The 17,639-nt window shown below is 34.3% G+C and carries 14 protein-coding genes and 1 tRNA gene; 2 read left to right on the top strand and 13 right to left on the bottom strand.

Going from position 1 to position 17,639, the window contains the following annotated elements; genetic code table 11:
* Positions 1-270: 270 nt before the first annotated feature.
* Both Q0910_RS08840 and Q0910_RS08835 read left to right on the top strand, forming a co-directional pair.
* Positions 271-714 (top strand): hypothetical protein, encoded by a 444-nt coding sequence (locus Q0910_RS08840; RefSeq protein WP_299215040.1) that lies wholly within the window; start codon positions 271-273, stop codon positions 712-714.
* 77 nt (positions 715-791) lie between these two features.
* Positions 792-1,571: a prohibitin family protein gene (locus Q0910_RS08835; protein ID WP_299215037.1), complete on the top strand. Its 780-nt coding sequence runs from the start codon at positions 792-794 to the stop codon at positions 1,569-1,571.
* Positions 1,572-1,970: 399 nt separating this feature from the next.
* Here the strand turns inward: Q0910_RS08835 and Q0910_RS08830 are convergent, their stop codons facing one another.
* From Q0910_RS08830 to Q0910_RS08770, 13 genes are all read right to left on the bottom strand, one after another.
* Positions 1,971-3,317, bottom strand: coding sequence for a DUF3526 domain-containing protein (locus Q0910_RS08830; protein WP_299215034.1), 1,347 nt, complete (start codon positions 3,315-3,317; stop codon positions 1,971-1,973).
* Positions 3,314-4,765, bottom strand: a complete 1,452-nt coding sequence (locus tag Q0910_RS08825) for a DUF3526 domain-containing protein (protein WP_299215031.1) — start codon at positions 4,763-4,765, stop codon at positions 3,314-3,316. Before Q0910_RS08825 ends, Q0910_RS08830 begins: the two co-directional genes overlap by 4 nt.
* Positions 4,766-4,769: 4 nt before the next feature.
* Entirely contained in the window at positions 4,770-7,256 is a 2,487-nt protein-coding gene (locus Q0910_RS08820; protein WP_299215027.1) for a TonB-dependent receptor, read from the bottom strand.
* Between the two features lie 24 nt (positions 7,257-7,280).
* A complete protein-coding gene (locus Q0910_RS08815) occupies positions 7,281-7,976 on the bottom strand; it encodes an ATP-binding cassette domain-containing protein (protein WP_299215024.1) in 696 nt (231 codons plus the stop codon).
* A 230-nt stretch (positions 7,977-8,206) separates the two neighbouring features.
* The gene (locus Q0910_RS08810) at positions 8,207-8,512 is read right to left on the bottom strand and encodes a hypothetical protein (protein WP_299215018.1); all 306 of its coding nucleotides are present in this window, start codon (positions 8,510-8,512) and stop codon (positions 8,207-8,209) included.
* A 513-nt stretch (positions 8,513-9,025) separates the two neighbouring features.
* Positions 9,026-9,099, bottom strand: a tRNA-Arg gene (locus Q0910_RS08805).
* Positions 9,100-9,157: 58 nt separating this feature from the next.
* The gene (locus tag Q0910_RS08800) at positions 9,158-9,607 is read right to left on the bottom strand and encodes a GatB/YqeY domain-containing protein (RefSeq protein ID WP_299215015.1); all 450 of its coding nucleotides are present in this window, start codon (positions 9,605-9,607) and stop codon (positions 9,158-9,160) included.
* A gap of 128 nt (positions 9,608-9,735) precedes the next feature.
* Positions 9,736-11,733 carry a cell division protein FtsZ gene (gene ftsZ / locus Q0910_RS08795; RefSeq protein ID WP_299215013.1) on the bottom strand — a complete coding sequence of 666 codons (1,998 nt, stop codon included), beginning with the start codon at positions 11,731-11,733 and terminating at the stop codon, positions 9,736-9,738.
* Positions 11,734-11,812: 79 nt separating this feature from the next.
* A complete protein-coding gene (ftsA, locus tag Q0910_RS08790) occupies positions 11,813-13,162 on the bottom strand; it encodes a cell division protein FtsA (RefSeq protein ID WP_299215010.1) in 1,350 nt (449 codons plus the stop codon).
* A 7-nt stretch (positions 13,163-13,169) separates the two neighbouring features.
* Positions 13,170-13,886: a hypothetical protein gene (locus Q0910_RS08785; protein ID WP_299215006.1), complete on the bottom strand. Its 717-nt coding sequence runs from the start codon at positions 13,884-13,886 to the stop codon at positions 13,170-13,172.
* Positions 13,883-15,232: a UDP-N-acetylmuramate--L-alanine ligase gene (murC, locus tag Q0910_RS08780; RefSeq protein ID WP_299215003.1), complete on the bottom strand. Its 1,350-nt coding sequence runs from the start codon at positions 15,230-15,232 to the stop codon at positions 13,883-13,885. Before murC ends, Q0910_RS08785 begins: the two co-directional genes overlap by 4 nt.
* Positions 15,225-16,349 (bottom strand): undecaprenyldiphospho-muramoylpentapeptide beta-N-acetylglucosaminyltransferase, encoded by a 1,125-nt coding sequence (murG, locus tag Q0910_RS08775; RefSeq protein ID WP_299215000.1) that lies wholly within the window; start codon positions 16,347-16,349, stop codon positions 15,225-15,227. The genes murC and murG overlap by 8 nt, the downstream gene beginning before the upstream one ends.
* Positions 16,346-17,578 carry an FtsW/RodA/SpoVE family cell cycle protein gene (locus Q0910_RS08770; protein ID WP_299214997.1) on the bottom strand — a complete coding sequence of 411 codons (1,233 nt, stop codon included), beginning with the start codon at positions 17,576-17,578 and terminating at the stop codon, positions 16,346-16,348. The genes murG and Q0910_RS08770 overlap by 4 nt, the downstream gene beginning before the upstream one ends.
* Positions 17,579-17,639: the final 61 nt, after the last annotated feature.

The following is a 17,639-nucleotide window of genomic DNA, read 5'->3' as shown; positions in this document are numbered from 1 at the left end:
TCAAATTACTTCAATTCACAGTGTAAGAAAATACTCTTGATCTTCTTTGATTTTATTAAAACATCTAACCTGTATGCAGCATAATTCTTAAAAAGGCATCATAAAACTCTAACCTTAGAATTTTGTATAGAAAGTAGCAGATTTCTATAATTCTATTCATAAATATATTTTATGTAATCAATTATAAATATAAATAAAAATATATGAATTTTATTCTTTAATTTAGAGGTAATGAAAAATGATTTTCAGGAAACTTAAAAATAATATAGTATGAAAAAGATATATAATATATGGATACTTTCTGTACTCGGAACAACACTTATTTATGGTGGTATATCGGATAATAAGTTTACCACAAACTCTAATACATGCAAAGAAATATTATTTTGTTTAAATGGATATAACCACGATTTAAACTTTGAGTTTACAAATTATTTTAGTGATAAAAATGATTCTTATTTTGTTAGTACGGAGTTAGAATATCCTGTACCCATTCCCTTAGAGACTCTTCAACATAAAGTTAAAAAAGAATTAGAAAAGATAAACGAACGAAAAGATCACATAAACTTATTACTAGCTAGAAAACGCTCACAATATCAATTATATAAAGTAAACATATTAGGTCAATTAACGAACCCCGTAAATATGGCGACAAACTATCATAAGTCACTACCTCCAAGAATGGAAGGCTTTGGCCTAAGATTCCGCTTTTAAAAAAAGTCAACCAAATTTTATTAAAATTATGACTAATGTAAAAGCAAATAATTTAAATCAATAAAAAAATAGGACTTATGAAAACTAATTTTCTTCTTTTGATTGGAGTATTACTATTATGCTCTAATTGCGCAGTAATACGACCCGGTGAAGCCGGTGTGAAACAGACATTAGGTGAATTTTCTGACAAAGTATTAACTCAGGGTACAATAGCTTATAATCCTCTAGTAAGTAAAGTAATTAAGGAATCAACTCAAACCAATAATATAAAACTCATTCTGAGCTTGCCCAGTAAAGAAGGTCTTAGTGTAAATTCTGAAATTTCTATTTTATACCGATTGGAACAAAACAAAATACCTTCGGTATTAGAGAATTTAGGTCAGGGATATGAATCAATAATTACTAGCGTATTCCGGTCTGCTTCTTCTGATGTATGTGCACAGTTTTTTGCCAAAGACATGCATTCTGGAATGCGAGCAGAGATAGAAGAAGAAATTAAAGCTAAGATGGAAGTGAATCTCGCGAAGCAAGCCGATGGAATTGAACTTATCGCTGTTTTGATGAAAAGTATACAATTACCTAGAGGTTTAGCCAGTTCTATAGAGCGAAAATTACAAGCCGAACAGGATGCAATGCGAATGAAATTTGTGTTACAACAGGCAAAGCTAGAGGCAGAAAGAAAAGTAATAAATGCAGAAGGTGAAAGAGATGCTCAAAAAATACTGTCTGAAGGGTTAACAGAAGAAATCATCAAAATACGAAGCATTGAAGCTTTTAATAAATTATCTGCGTCTCCAAATAGTAAAATAATTATCACCGATGGAAAAACACCACTATTGATTAATTCAGATAACTAAACTAAAAAATAATCTATAGAGATAAAAAATATAGAATTAACAAAAAGAACATTTTGAGTTTGAAAAAGAAATATGAGTACTAGTGAGCGAGTTTCTAATTCCAGAGAAGCGAATCACAATAAAAAACATAAAATAGATAAGAGACTAAAAGACTTATCAATTATATAAGATTTTTTTAAAATATCATGCTAGAAAATTATAATTGCCATTATAGTTTCTGTATGTAATGCTTTTCATAATGTTGTTTCCTAAGAGAGGCTGTCTTAAACGACAGCCTCTTTTTGGTTTATAATTTATGTATTATTCGATAAAGTGGAATGATCTTATATATGATCAGTACTCTCCTTATTTATAAGGATGAAACTATTATGAATACAAGTGTTTTACCTTAAGTTAATATTATAATCGCTTCGTCATTGGTATCGAAATTATTATCATAACAATTGATGCTATAATAAGCGGTGCAATAGCTTTTACTGGTTTTAAAGTTGTTTTTGCCTTATAATATTCAGGTACGAATTGACTCCAATTTACGGTATCAGCAAGCTGACCTTCAAATATTTTTGGATAAAAAAACAACCTTAATTTTTCATGAAATGCATCAGTGGCATTCAGATATTCTAATTGTTGACTCATACTAGTTCCTGCCAATTGATTAAAAGCTAATTGCAGATGCATATTGGGAATTACAGATGCAATTTGGCTACTCTTGTTTTCACGTAATTTAATCTTCTTATTAAAGGCATCCCGTTCTTTTTTGGAATCGTCATCTCCCATCTGTTGCATAGCATAATACCATAACCAGTTAAATCCATCAGTAGGATATTCATACTTCTTAAATTGTGGATAATGTTGATAAAACTTCTCAATCGTAGCTCGCTTGTCGGTATCCCATTTAACATGATAGCCATCTCTTTGTGCTATTGCAGTACTCAAAGCCTCTGGTACAGGATATTTTGAGGTAACATACGCATTGATTCCCGCCGGCAAAAGAATGATTAACACCAACCAAACAGATAAAAGTAGTAAAGCATTAAAACCAGAAGATTTTTTAAAACTTATGATAAAAAAACTAACCGTAAACCAGAAAAGTATATAGAGCATAGATAATCCGAACATCCAAAAAAGGTGAATATCCAGAGATACGTTCAGGATTAGTTTTGCAATGAAAAAAAGAAAAATCAATATTGCATATAATAGTATCAATCGTACCAAAAGTTTGGAGATGATAAATCCAAGTTTGGATTTCGATTGAATAGCTACCAGTCTCCAGGTACCTGTTTCTGTTTCTTCGGAAACTGCATTAAAAGTCAACACAATTACCAATAAAGGAAAGAGGTAAATGATCACAAAAGAAAGGTCGAGATTACCAGACTGTAAGTTCATTGGGTTTACCAAATCGGTATCATACTTTTGAGCTTCAAAGGTTTTAATCGTGATTCTTTTTACCGTTGGATGTACATCTGACTGACCAATTGATAATCCAGCTAATGGATTTAAGTTATTTATATACGCAAATTTCGCATAATATAACAATAGCCCTAAGTCATCATTATGTAGTGATACTTGTCGGTCAAAATGTTGCTCTTGATATGTTTTTACTTCAGCAATTGAATCTTGTTGTCTTTCTAGATGTTTATTGCCAATGACAATTCCTACTACACCTAGTAGCGTTATTAATACCAAGCTTATCCATACTTCTTTGGACCGAATACATTGTTGTAAAAATAATTTATATAACATCATATTGCTTTTGCTTTTTTTGATGTGAATAGTAATAGACCTATAATAGCTATTACCCAAAACAAGATAGACAGTAATGCAGGAAAAGCTTGTTTCATAGAATTGGCAAATGCCATGGGTTCGTGTTCAAAATCCTGAAATGCTGACCAATGTTCATGCCCAACTACATGGGTTTTCCCTTCAGAACCACTTTCTTTTTTCGGACTGATATATTCCATTTGTAATTCATTCATGGTTTGCGCTAATTGATATCGATAATCGTCTGTTTTATCCTGAAAATCGATGTAAGATGAAAAATCGGTACCAGACATCGCCATTGATATTAATTTTATTGCGGTAAAAGGGTTGACAAATGATGAAAATCGAGTTACATCGTTTTGGTTTTTATAAATAGCTACCAACTTAGCGTGATGTTTTCTGTACAAAGCAGCCGTTATTTTCTCACCTTCGCGCATTACAAAACCCGAATAGTTAAAAGGTAGATCACTTACCTTACTTACATTATGAACTGTTAATACAGAATCTCTTAAGTGGTTATAATGTGGATCATTAGGATCATGACTGTCACCTTTTTGGACCACATCTTTTTCTATAGCAGATTGAAAGGCCAATTTACTAGGAGTAGGAAACCAGTAGTTACCCATCGCTTGTGCAGATTTTGGTAATAGTATTACTAACAAAAGCCAAATTCCTAATAATCGTAATAAAGCATTTTTTGGTGCATTACTACTCGCCGATACAACAACAGTAATAGAGGATACAATAAAAAGGAATACCAAATAACTTGTACCAATTATAAATAGGCGTAACCATCTAAAGTCATTTATCCCCGAATTTTCAAATAGCATAAGTGTAATAATTACCACTAAAAGAATGGGTATAAAAAACAGTAAAGAAATTGCAAAAAGTCCAATAGATTTTCCAAATAACATCTCTTTCCATGTAGCACCTTGGGATAAAAGTATTTTTAAAGTTCCATTCTGTTTATCTCCTGCAACGCTAGAAAAACCTGTGAAAAATAGAATTAAAGGCAATACCAATTGTAGTAATAATGCCAAACTCAATTCACCAAATCGTAGCATACCTGTAGAAAATGTAGCTTCAGAAAAGTTTACGCTATTTTGTCTATGCGCTTCTAAAAAAACGGTACTTCCTGTAAAACTTTCTAATCCGTAATCAAATATTCCCAAGGTTGGGTGTATTCGAAATGCAAATGTCCCAAAATGAGCCATTCTGTGCGGATGCTTATCAGGATTTGCTTCCCAACTTTGTCTTGCTTTAACCTGATGTTCTTGTCGAATATTATTTTGAGCACTATGGTTTTTTATACCGCTAACAGCCGAATAGGCCGTTAACAGTATAAAAATTAAAAATAATAGATAAAAACTTTTGGGTGCTGTTGCATTACGCCAAAAGTGAATTGCGAATAATCGAATATTTGCCCATTGCATCTTTTTAGAATTTATAAGTTGTAGTTAGCAATACATTTCTGGGAGCTCCCGGAAATACCCTGGTTGCATTTAGAGCACCATTCCAATACGTTTCGTCAAACAAATTATTAAGCTTTAGCGCAATCTGCATATCGATGCCTGTTGGACGATAATACAAAGCTGCATCAAATACCGTATACGATGGCAATACTATACGATCTCCATACCAAGACAAACGATCTCCACGATATACCATGCCCAAACCTACTCCTATATTTTTTAGAACTCCGCTCATAAAATCATATCTCCCCCAAAAATTAACACTATGCTCAGGCGCTCCTCCAATACGTTCACCAATTAATGTCGGATCATCATCTTCTATAATTTCTGCATCAATAAAAGCATACGAAGCACTTAGTTGAAGGTTAGGTAATACATATCCATTAAGATCCCATTCAAAACCTCTACTACGTTGTTCACCTCGTTCTGTTAATACGGATTCATCATTCGGATCCTGCTGCAATAGATTTTTTTGAGTTATTTGATATACGGCAGCATTCACGGTTAATTTTCCACCTAAAAACTCTCCTTTACCACCAAATTCTATGTTATTACTTTCTAAAGGGTCAAAACTAGCAGGAGAATCTGCCCAGAAAAAAGTTTCCGTAGCAGGTGAAAGTGTCACAGTGTTAGATTGTGGTTGAAACCCTTCTACATAAGAAGCATAAACACTAATTGCATCTGTAGCTTCATACGTTAACCCAATTCTAGGTATAAAAGCTTCGTTTTTATATGATTGCTCATTATTTGATTCGTAATTGAATATATCTTCATACCAGTCATAACGAAGATTCAAAAGAGCAGAAAATTTTCCTATTTTAAATTGGTTTTGAATATAAATACCATTTGAAGTAGTAAGATTTGCCGGAATTGCAAATTCTGAGGTGATATAACCAGAAGTTTCTCTTGCGGTATTATTAGGATTGGCAAGATCGAAATGAGCAACATTAGGTCTTGGAGCAGTTACGCCATCAATTTCTATAGTTTCAAATTGATCTGCTTCTGCAGGATCAAACGAAGTCGCTGTACCATTTAATCTTCGGTAGCGACGAGCACCGTTAGAAGCTCCTCCGACAGTTCTTTCCCATCTGCTACCATCATATCCAACCAAAAGGGTATTGGTAAAAGTGTTATTTTCAAGATCAAAATTAATATATGCGGTATAGTTATCCGTTATCCAAAACTGCTGTCTTTCCGTATAACGCAGTTCAGCAAGTGTCGGAATGGCATTGCCATCTATGTCCACAGCAGCAGAACCTGCCACGCGGTGCTCCGCAAGATCTTCATCCCAAGTTTGTTTCATATAGGAAGCATTAAATCCTATATCATTAGTAATCTGCTTACTAAAATTACTGATCACCATAAACTCTTTTGAAGCATAAAAGTCATTCGCAGCAGCCACATTGGTAGTAATATCCGTACTATTTAGATCAAACTGACCATTGATAGCTCCAAAAAGGGGTTGACCACGATCAAGATTTCCTACTCCATTACTATATATCATTTCTACATTAAGAGCGGTAGTATTATTAGGTAAGAAAGTGATGGAAGGTGCTATTAAAAATTGATTGTTTTCTACCAAGTCTCGGAAAGATCTAGCTTCTTGGACAGCAGTATTAAAACGGTATAGTAAAGTTCCTGAATCATTTAATGGTCCTGTAAAATCTGCAGTTGCTCTTAATGTTCCAAAACTTCCAACTGTGGCACTTACTTCATTTCTTTTTTCTTTTAAAGGTTTTTTAGTTACTAAATTAACAGATCCACCCGGATCCACACTTGAAAAAGTTACTGAAGACGGACCTTTAATAACTTCTGCTCTTTCTATATGAGATGTAATGGGTTGTAGAAAATAATATTGACGAGTTCTCATACCATTAATAAGCTGACCATCTTCTGCCTGAATGATACCCCGAATGTTAAAATGATTATAGAAGCCTGTATGTGTAACACTACTAGCAGTTTTTATAGCATCCGCTATCTGAAATGCTTGGCGATCATTAATTAATTCTTTGGTGATTGTAGAAACTGCTTGAGGTAGCTCTTTATTCTTAATAGCTATTTTGGTAGATGAAAAAGAGTAATCACTATTGTAATCCGTTCTAGGGCGACCAACGATTTCGACGGTTTGAAGCTGCTCTGTACCTTCTTCTAACTGAATAGTTCCTATATCGTATATAGAACCATTTCCAGTTTCTATAGTGTTTTTATAAGCCTGAAAACCTAAATAGCGTACTTCTATAGTATAAGATCCCGAAGGAGCATTTATTTCAAATTGTCCTGAGTTATCTGTAAGTTCCCCAAAAGTGTTGGCTTTGTTTTTTAAAGAAATTGAAGCTCCCACAATAGGAATATTTTGAGTGTCGACGATGGTTCCTGTTACCTGTACTTGCGCAAAAGTTGCGTAACTAAATAATAGAAATAAAAGTTTGGGTACTAATTTAAAAAGTTTCATTGTGTTAATTGATTTGTTTTACTTTTAGATAGTTTTTAAGTATAAATCTTGTAATTGAGTTGCATTGATAGCATCTGTGTTTGATGTGTGAACTAATTGACCTTCTTTCATAATACCAATTTTGGTACCTACATTTACCGCATTAAAGATGTCGTGAGTAGCCATGAAAATAGCTTTACCTTCATTACTAAGTTCTTTGCAGATTTTAGTAAATTCTAATGTTGCTTTGGGATCGAGACCAGAAATAGGTTCATCCATAAAAATGTAATCCGCATTTTTACTGAGTGCGATGGCAATACCCACTTTTTGTCTCATTCCTTTGGAATAAGAAGATAGTTTGTTTTGATAGGCAGTTTCTTGAAGACCAGCTTTTGATAAGAAGTTAGATAATTCAGCGTTTGTGTATTTGAACCCAGCTAATCTACTAAAGAAGTTAAGGTTCTCGACACCCGAAAGATTGCCATATAGTTGGACAACCTCAGGGATGTATGCTATCATTTTAGTGGTTTTGTTACTGTTAGATCTGACGGTAACTCCATTGACTAAAGCTTCGCCACTAGAAGGTTCAATTAGTCCTAAAAATAGATTGATTGTTGTTGTTTTACCAGCACCATTTTGACCTAGTAAACAAAAAATTTCTCCTTTATCAACGGATAAATTCAATTGACTAAGTGCTGAGTGCTTACCATATGTTTTGGTAAGATTGATTGCTTTTAGCATATGCAATATGTAAAAAAAGTTTGACGATTCGTGTTTGTAATTTCGGTTAGAACCGATAATAATTTGGGTATAAAGAGAGGAATACCGAAGTCGAACGTGTAATACGTTATTGTGAATACTATATAATTTGTTATGCTATAGCGCGAATAACAAATGAAAATACACAAAATTTATGATGCAAAAATAAACTTACATCATTCTTAAAACTTTATAAACAATTAGTATATCCTCTACACAAAAGGTGGAGGCTTATTATAAATACAAGTTGGAGAAACAATCTTTTCTTGTGGAATATTGTATTGGGGTACTACAACAAATGAACTTGGTATACTTTGTTGTTCACTTTCTAAATAAGAATTATTATCAGTTATTAGATCAAACTGATGAGCATCAACTATAATGTCGCAAAGTTCACAAGAAATAGAAGTATCATCATCTGATAAATGGCTCAAAGCATGCAAGTTTGCCACTCTTGGAACAAGGAATGCCGCTGTAAACAACAGAGTAATGATATGTATGAGTACACGTTGGTGCATCTACGCAATTTCAGAAATAATAAAATAGGATATCTTGTTTTAACAAAACTTTAAATCGTTCATTAGGTTTTACCTAAACAATTCCGTGAAGTTTATCTCAACTTTATTAGAGGAATTTGAAGTTTATGAATTACCAGATATTTATTAGTATTAGAAAGAATATTTTATCAAAAAAATGATGAAAAAAGATCAAGAAAAAATGGCAGAAGTACAGTCTGCACTTATTAGATTTTTTTTTGAGTAGTTCAAATTAACAAATAACTAAAAATGAACAAAAATCATCCTCATTGGTATAAACAAAAAAAAATAAAAACTTGATATAAAATATTTTACAAAAATTAGTAACCGTGGAGGGATTAACTAACACTGATCCCTACAACATCACCTTTGCAAATAGAAAACCACGAGCTATAGCTCTAGTTCTTTATTTTTCTATGAAGCCTCGAAGCTAAAAGCTTCAGGTTTCTCCAAAAAAGAAAAAACCACGTCAATGGCGTGGTTTTCTGCTTGTAGTGACCGTGGAGGGATTCAAACCCCCAACCCTCAGAGCCGAAATCTGATGCGCTATTCAGTTGCGCCACACGGCCGGTTTGTTACTTATTATTATGACCTGTCAGGTTTCTAAAATCTGACAGGTGTAATATTTTATCCTAATTTACTTTTTACAATGGTAGAAATCGTTTTTCCATCTGCTTTACCGGCTAATTGCCCTGAAGCCATTCCCATTACTTTACCCATATCTTTCATTCCTGACGCACCAGTTTTAGAAATAATATCAGCAATTACTTTTTCTATTTCTTCCTCGCTCATCTGCTCCGGTAAAAATTTCTCAATTACTTTAGCTTGATCCAATTCTGGTTGTGCTAAATCATCTCTACCTTGCTCCGCAAAAATAGCCGCACTATCCTTACGTTGTTTCACTTGCTTCTGTAATAATTTTAGCTCTTGATCTTCTGTCAACTCTTCTTTAGCTCCACTTTCTGTTTGAGCCAATAAAATAGCAGATTTGATAGCTCGCAATGATGTCAAAGCATTAGTATCCTTAGCTTTCATTGCTTCTTTCATAGCGGTCATTACTTTCGCCTGTAAACTCATAACTAGTGGTTTTAATCTTTTGGATTGCGAAGATAAAAAATAAACCGATAATCCATTTTAGATTATCGGTTTAGTTTATCTAATTTTACTAAATTTTGGATTCCAGCCTTCACTGGAATGACAAATAACTAATCTACATTGTCGTGTAGAAAAGAATTATTTTTCCGTAATTGAATATCATCATTACTATCTGTCCCTAAAGAAGTTCTGGATAACTCAGACGATCCTGGCTTAGAATCCACATCCAATCCTGCACGTTTATAAGCAGGTTCTTTTTCGATATCATCAATATTAGATGCATTATTTCTAAACTTGTAATTAAACTCCTTCATTTTAGCTCTGCGTTCTGCAGCTCTGGCTTTTAGAGTTTCGGATATTGGCTGATCTACTGGATCTGCACTTTCAGAAGGTTCTGATTCTGGAGCAGGAGCAATGGTTTTCTTTTCAAAAACTACTTCTTTATCTTCTTCCATCACCTCTGCTTCAGGTTTAGCCTCTGTTAACCTTTTTTCTTCCTCCATATACTCCTCAAGGCTATACTTGCGTACTCCTCCAGGTGCATTTTCGCTAACAGGAACCACTTCTATAGGTTCATTAACTTCTACTTCTAAAATATCATCTGTAAGATCAAAAACTATTGGTTTTTCCTCTTCTTCTTGATTTACAATAGCAGGTGTAGTGTCTTCAATCAGGTTTTCGTTATTTCTATCCTCATCCCCACTTACAGGCATATCAAATGCTAAGGTAAACTGATCTTCTTTTTCTTTTTCTGCTTCTGCAGCTATTTCATTAGCATCATTAACCTCTATCTGGTTGATGATTTCCTGAGCATTGATGATAACAAAATCATTATCTGTAGAGAAAGGGCTTACCACTTCGTGATCTACCACATCCAAATTCTTAAGAAACTCGGTAGTAGGTAATAACAAAGATTCCTTAATATTTTCTTCCTCTTCTTCCTCAACTAATTCGTGTTTGATAATCGGTTCTTCTTTCACTTCTTCTTTCTGAGGTGCAGGAGCAATTACCGGAGTCTCTCTGGAAGTTGACTTAGGAGTCAAATCCTGAGTTGTCGCACGTTGCTCCTCTTCTAAGGTATGAATGATCCTTTTTGTTTCTGTATTTACAATTTCATCTTGTTGTTCTACGTCAAAACCTGTTGCTATTACAGTTACAGAGATTGCATCTTCTAATGATTCATCTTCTCCAACTCCCATAATGATATTAGCTCCATGACCAGCTTCTTGCTGAATATGGTCATTAATTTCTCCAATCTCATCAATGGTAATTTCTTCTTTTCCGGAAACTATTAATAACAGTACATTTTTAGCACCCGAAATTTTATTGTCATTAAGTAATGGTGAGTCTAATGCTTTTACGATAGCATCGTGAGCACGTTTAGCACCAGAGGCATTAGCAGACCCCATTATTGCTGTACCACTATTACTAAGTACCGTTTTAGCATCACGTAAATCAATATTCTGAGTATAATGATGTGTTATTACTTCCGCGATCCCTCTAGATGCGGTAGCAAGTACTTCATCTGCTTTAGAGAAACCAGCTTTAAAACCTAAATTACCATATACTTCTCGTAGCTTATTGTTATTGATAACTACTAAAGAATCTACATGAGCACGCAGTTTTTCTACACCTAACTGTGCTTGTTCGTTACGCATTTTTCCTTCAAACTGAAACGGAATTGTAACAATACCTACCGTAAGAATATCTAATTCTCTTGCCATTTTAGCAATGATCGGTGCTGCTCCAGTACCAGTTCCTCCACCCATACCAGCAGTGATAAATATCATCTTGGTATTGGTATCCAGCATTCTTTTGATCTCTTCGTAGCTTTCTACTGCAGATTGCTCACCCACTTCTGGGTTAGCACCAGCTCCTAATCCTTCTGTAAGAGACACTCCCAACTGTATCTTATTCGGAATAGGACTATTTTCTAATGCTTGTGCATCGGTATTACAAATAACGAAATCAACTCCTTTGATTCCCTGCTGGAACATATGATTAATGGCATTGCTACCACCTCCTCCAACTCCAATAACTTTAATTACATTTGATTGATTCTTGGGCAAATCAAAAGAAATGTTCTCGAACTCCTCATTGTTACTCATAATTGCTAATTTTCTTGTTCTCTTACTTTTATTTTTTAATATCTTCTTACGTTCAAAACTGAACTATATAATTTTCCGACTACTCTGCGTTATCCAAAAACTCCTTGAATTTTTCTGTCCATTTCTCCAGGATGTTTTTTCTGGGTCTATTATCCACTACTGGTTTTTCCTCTTCGATACCTTCTCCTGCAATCTTTGTGGTTTCTTCTTTTACATCCTCTTCTACTATAGCTTCTTTTATAGCCGCTTTTTTCTGTTTGCCGATATGTACTAGGCTATCCATCACTAATCCTACAGCTGTTGCATACATAGGGCTTGTAGTTTCCGGATCGCTATTGCCTGCCAGATGCTCATTAGGATATCCGATACGTGTATCCATTCCTGTAATATATTCTACCAATTGCTTTAGATGTTTTAGTTGAGAACCTCCACCGGTCAAAACGATCCCAGCAATTAATTTTTTCTTAGGCGACTCGTGCCCATAGTTTTTTATTTCTAAAAAAACTTGCTCTATGATCTCTACTACTCGTGCATGAATAATCTTAGATAAGTTCTTTAGTGTAATCTCTTTTGGCTCTCTTCCTCTTAATCCTGGAATAGAAACGATCTCATTATCTTTGTTTTCTCCTGGCCATGCTGATCCAAATTTGATCTTAAGCAACTCTGCTTGTTTCTCAATAATGGAGCAACCTTCTTTAATATCTTCGGTAATTACATTTCCTCCAAAAGGAATCACAGCTGTATGACGGATAATTCCATCTTTAAAAATAGCTAGATCTGTAGTTCCACCTCCTATATCAATTAATGCTACACCTGCTTCTTTTTCTTCCTGACTTAATACGGCATTCGCAGAAGCTAAAGGTTCTAGGGTTACATCAGACAGTTCTAATCCAGAACTTTTTACGCATCTCCCAATATTACGGATTGAAGTTACCTGACCTACTACTACGTGAAAATTAGCTTCAAGTCGTCCTCCGTACATTCCTACAGGTTCTTTTATTTCGGCTTGACCATCTACTTTATATTCTTGCGGTAAAACATGTAAAATTTCTTCTCCAGGCAACATCACCAATTTATGCACTTGATTACATAAAGCATCAATGTCATCTTCATCAATAACCGCATCTGCATTAGGGCGTGTGATATAATCACTGTGTTGCAAACTTCTTATATGCTGACCTGCTATACCAACTGTTACTTCACTTATTTTCACTCCAGAAACACTCTCTGCTTCCTGAACAGCTTGTTGAATTGATTGTATGGTCTGAGTAATATTATTTACTACACCTCGGTGTACCCCGAGGCTTTTGGATTTACCAACACCCAATACTTCCATCTTCCCATACTCATTATATCTCCCTACCATAGCAACAATCTTTGTTGTTCCTATGTCTAATCCTACCGCTATTTCATTCTCTTCTCTTCCCATATTGGTATTATTTTATTGTACACACAACTTGGTTTCTAAACTGCAAACTGACTTTTTTATATTTATCCAGGCTCTGATCTTTTTGTGCTTTTTGATAAAAAGCCTTAAAGTTTTTAACCTTACTATCCAATTGTTCTACTTTACCAAAAATTACTTTAAAAGCATACACTCTTAATCCTAGCTCATAATCTCCACTCTGATTTCTATAAACACTTACCACATGTTTTTTTAAAAACTCATCTTGTTGAATTTTTCTTAACAATGGAAAAATTTCCAAAACTTCTCGTTCTGAAACATTGCTTACCAGAGGAACATGAGCTGAATAATTATCCGATAATGGCATCGTATTACCCGTAATATCTACATAAAAAGGAACAACGGCATTCACCCTAGCGATTGGTGTACGCTGTTTGATTCTTGCCTTAAGTTGTCCGTTTACAGTAAGATACACATCTGAATCTTCAATCATTTTGTGTGCATCCAGTCCCTTCTCTACAATATTCAAAACTAAAATTTCTTTACCTACGTCCGTCACCCCTACCTGATTTTGTATTAACAATTTATTAACCGTTAATTCATTTACGTAAGGATTCTGTTCTTCGACAAATTCTATCTCTACTTCTTTGATCTTTCTGCTATCATTTCGATTGCCTGTAAATGCAAAAAGAAATGCTATCAAAGCCACAAGACCTACAAACTTCGCATATGTCAAAATCTTCTTCATACCGTCAACAATGCTTCTTTTATACTAGTTACCTCTTCTCCTATATCACCTGCTCCAATGGTTGTAATAACGCGAGCATTACTTTTTAAAATTTCATCTATTAAATTATTCTTCTTAACTATTTTCTTATTTTCTAAGTTTATCATTTCTAATAACCATTCTGAAGTTATTCCTTCAATAGGTAATTCTCTAGCAGGGTATATATCCAACAACAGTAACTGATCGAATTGACTAAGACTTTCTGCAAAGTCAGCTGCAAAATCCTGCGTTCTACTATATAAATGAGGTTGAAAAATTGCTAATACCTCTTTTCCAGGATGCATCTCTCTTATTGCCTGATGCAATGCATTAATCTCCGTTGGGTGATGTGCATAATCATCTACATAGACTAAATCATCAGATTTAATCTGATAACTAAAACGTCTCTGGACTCCTTTAAAAGAAAATAAAGCCTTTGCTAAGGCAGCGGTCGGGGAGCCGTATAGCAATGCCATAGCAAAGGCTATTGTAGCATTTAACAAGTTGTGTTTACCTGGCAGGTTTAAATGCAAATCCTTAATGAGTTGAGTTGGTGTTTTTAAATCAAAAATATATGTACCGTTATTAATCCGTACATTTTGAGCACAATAATCAGAACCATCTTCTATTCCGTAGGTATTACCAGAAAGAGGTAATCCATTACAAACCAAAAGATGGTCTTTTGCTCTGGATGAAAATTCTACGAATGATTCTTCTAGAGCATTGGCTTTTTTATAAATATCCAGATGATCTGCATCCATTGAGGTAACCGCAGCGATATCTGGATAGAGCTGCAAAAATGATCTATCAAATTCATCTGCTTCTACAACTACTACTTCATTTCCCTCTAGTATAAGATTTGAATTATAGTTTTCACTTATCCCTCCCAAAAAAGCTGTTACTTTTGCTCCACTTTCTTTTAATAAATGAGCCAAAATTGCAGTCGTGGTTGTTTTTCCGTGAGTTCCAGCTACAGCCAAGGTGTACGTATTTTCGGTAATAATCCCTAAAACTTCGGCTCTTTTCTTAATCGAAAATCCATTGTTTTTTACATAGTTTAATTCTGTATGGTTCACTGGAATTGCAGGAGTGTAAATAATAAGTGTCTCATCAGGGTTTAAAAACAATTCTGGAATTGCATTGACGTCATCCCTAAAATGAATCTCAATTCCTAATTCTTCCAAATCTGAAGTAATCTGAGTTGGTGTCTTATCATATCCAGCTACATTTTTACCCAAAAACTTAAAATATCGTGCAAGAGCACTCATACCGATACCGCCGATACCAATAAAATATATATTCTTTATGTCTTTTAAGCCCTTATTCATTCTTCAACACTCTACCTTTTCTTTTATTTATTATTTGTTCGATTTCATTTACGATATCTTTGGTTGCATTGGGTAATGCTAATTTTTTTATTGCATGCGTCAGTTTTATCTGCATAGCCTCAGATTCTAATAGTTGTGTGATCGTTTTCTGAAACTTTTCATCCAACTCACTTTCTTTTAACATTTTAGCTCCTTTTTGACTTACAATCGCATTCGCATTCTTAGTTTGATGATCTTCTGCTACATTTGGTGATGGAATAAATAATGTTGGTTTTGCTACAATACATAATTCTGAAACAGAACTAGCTCCAGCTCTTGAAACGATTGCATCAGAAGCAGCATATGCCATATCCATTGTGTCTAAAAACTGATGTACTTGCACATCTCTATTTGCATCAAACTTTTTGTATTCATCATAATATAACTTACCGCATTGCCAAAGTATTTGAACTTCTTTCTTTGCAAAAAACTTAAGTTCTTTCTCAATTAATTGATTGATTCTTCTTGCACCAAGACTCCCACCAATAATCAAAACTGTTTTCTTTTCGGGATCAAGATTATACTTAGAAATGGCATCTTTTCTCTTGCTATTTATCTCCAGTAAATCCTGACGAACCGGATTTCCTGTCTTGATAATTTTATCTTTTGGAAAAAAGCGTTCCATATCATCATAGGCAACGCATATTTTATCTGCAGCCTTTGCCAACCATTTATTGGTAATACCAGGAAAAGAATTCTGTTCTTGAAGCACTGTAGGGATTTTTGCAGAATTTGCCATTTTTAATAATGGACCACTAGCAAAACCTCCTGTACCGATTACTATATCTGGATTAAACTTTTTGATAATCTTTTTGGACTTCCAAAGACTAGTTAACAACTTGAAAGGGAACAACAAATTACTCAACGATAACTTACGTTGAATACCACTAATCCATAGACCTTCTATCTCATAACCGGCTTGCGGAACTTTTTGCATTTCCATACGATCTTTAGCACCTACAAACAATATAGAAGCTTCAGGATATCTACTCTTTAATTCATTAGCAATAGAAATCGCAGGATAAATATGTCCTCCTGTCCCTCCGCCTGATAATATGATTCTCGGTTGTTGCTTCATATTGCTTCACTCAAAACCTCTAATGGATTTTCTTCTTTTATATTTGAATCTTCTTCATTTTCACTATTCGAACCAGACTGATCTGTTTCTAACATCTCTTCTCTACTACTACTAATACTCAACACCATACCTATCGCCATACATGTCATCCAAATTGATGTTCCTCCACTACTAACTAATGGAAGTGTCTGACCAGTCACTGGAAATAATTCTACAGCAACAGCCATATTAATCAACGCCTGAAAAACAATAGGTAATCCTACACCGATTACTAACAGTTTACCAAATACATCAGAGCTTTTATGGGCAACGATAACCAACCTAAATAAGAGCATTAAATAGAGAAACATTAGAAAAACGCCTCCAACTAACCCCCATTCTTCAATAATTATAGCATAAATAAAATCTGAAGAAGATTGCGGCAAAAAGTTTCTTTGCACACTCTTACCAGGCCCTTTTCCCATAACTCCTCCTCTGGCTATTGCAATTTTTGCACGTTCTATCTGATAATCTTCTGGTGTATCTTTATCATTAAAAAAATTCTCCGCTCTACTCACCCATGTATCAACTCTGTTAGGAAAAGCATCGGGAAAAGCCTTCGCTGTTAAAATAAAAAATGTGAGTGCTAATAAACCTGTTCCTAGTACTACCGTAATATGCCTTAGAGGGTACCCTCCTAAAAACACTAACATAATTACCATAGAAAAAATAATCGCTGCGGTAGAAAAGTTAGCTGGTAATATCAACATAAGAATTATAAAAACGGGTAACCAAAGTGGAATCAATGATTCTTTAAAAGTTGTTTTCTTATCCTTAATTTTAGAAAGATACCTGGCTACATAGGCCATTAAAACAACAGCTGCTAAGGTAGAAGTCTGAAAGGTAACCCCTACAAATGGCAAACGAATCCATCTACTAGCGTTTGCTCCTCCAATTGTATTATTCTGAGCCATTGTAAACAACAACAAGACTACAACAACAGGCAACATAATAATAGAAAGCCCTTTAAAATAATGATACGGGATTTTATGAACCCAGTACATGATACCAAACCCCAAAAGCAAGTGTGCAAAATGCTTTACTAAAAACACAAAAGTATTTCCATCCCCGTATAAATATGCTAAATTACTACTAGCACTATATACCGGAAGAAATGAAAACAACGCTAATAGAGCAACGATCGCCCATATTACCTTATCTCCTTTTATATTTTTTAAAACCTTTGTCAATGTATATTATTCTTTATTTTTTTATTGTAATTATTTATTTCACGTTTTCTATATTCGCTTT

This window comes from uncultured Aquimarina sp. (genome assembly GCF_947495315.1).
GTDB lineage: Bacteria > Bacteroidota > Bacteroidia > Flavobacteriales > Flavobacteriaceae > Aquimarina.
This window is presented reverse-complemented; position numbering and strand designations above follow the sequence as displayed.

Bases quoted from the DNA above. Each gene is read 5' to 3' on its own strand.
- Q0910_RS08840 (WP_299215040.1), top strand. From the start codon at position 271: ATGAAAAAGATATATAATATATGGATACTTTCTGTACTCGGAACAACA.
- Q0910_RS08835 (WP_299215037.1), top strand. From the start codon at position 792: ATGAAAACTAATTTTCTTCTTTTGATTGGAGTATTACTATTATGCTCT.
- Q0910_RS08830 (WP_299215034.1), bottom strand. From the start codon at position 3,317: ATGATGTTATATAAATTATTTTTACAACAATGTATTCGGTCCAAAGAA.
- Q0910_RS08825 (WP_299215031.1), bottom strand. From the start codon at position 4,765: ATGCAATGGGCAAATATTCGATTATTCGCAATTCACTTTTGGCGTAAT.
- Q0910_RS08820 (WP_299215027.1), bottom strand. From the start codon at position 7,256: ATGAAACTTTTTAAATTAGTACCCAAACTTTTATTTCTATTATTTAGT.
- Q0910_RS08815 (WP_299215024.1), bottom strand. From the start codon at position 7,976: ATGCTAAAAGCAATCAATCTTACCAAAACATATGGTAAGCACTCAGCA.
- Q0910_RS08810 (WP_299215018.1), bottom strand. From the start codon at position 8,512: ATGCACCAACGTGTACTCATACATATCATTACTCTGTTGTTTACAGCG.
- Q0910_RS08800 (WP_299215015.1), bottom strand. From the start codon at position 9,607: ATGAGTTTACAGGCGAAAGTAATGACCGCTATGAAAGAAGCAATGAAA.
- ftsZ (WP_299215013.1), bottom strand. From the start codon at position 11,733: ATGAGTAACAATGAGGAGTTCGAGAACATTTCTTTTGATTTGCCCAAG.
- ftsA (WP_299215010.1), bottom strand. From the start codon at position 13,162: ATGGGAAGAGAAGAGAATGAAATAGCGGTAGGATTAGACATAGGAACA.
- Q0910_RS08785 (WP_299215006.1), bottom strand. From the start codon at position 13,886: ATGAAGAAGATTTTGACATATGCGAAGTTTGTAGGTCTTGTGGCTTTG.
- murC (WP_299215003.1), bottom strand. From the start codon at position 15,232: ATGAATAAGGGCTTAAAAGACATAAAGAATATATATTTTATTGGTATC.
- murG (WP_299215000.1), bottom strand. From the start codon at position 16,349: ATGAAGCAACAACCGAGAATCATATTATCAGGCGGAGGGACAGGAGGA.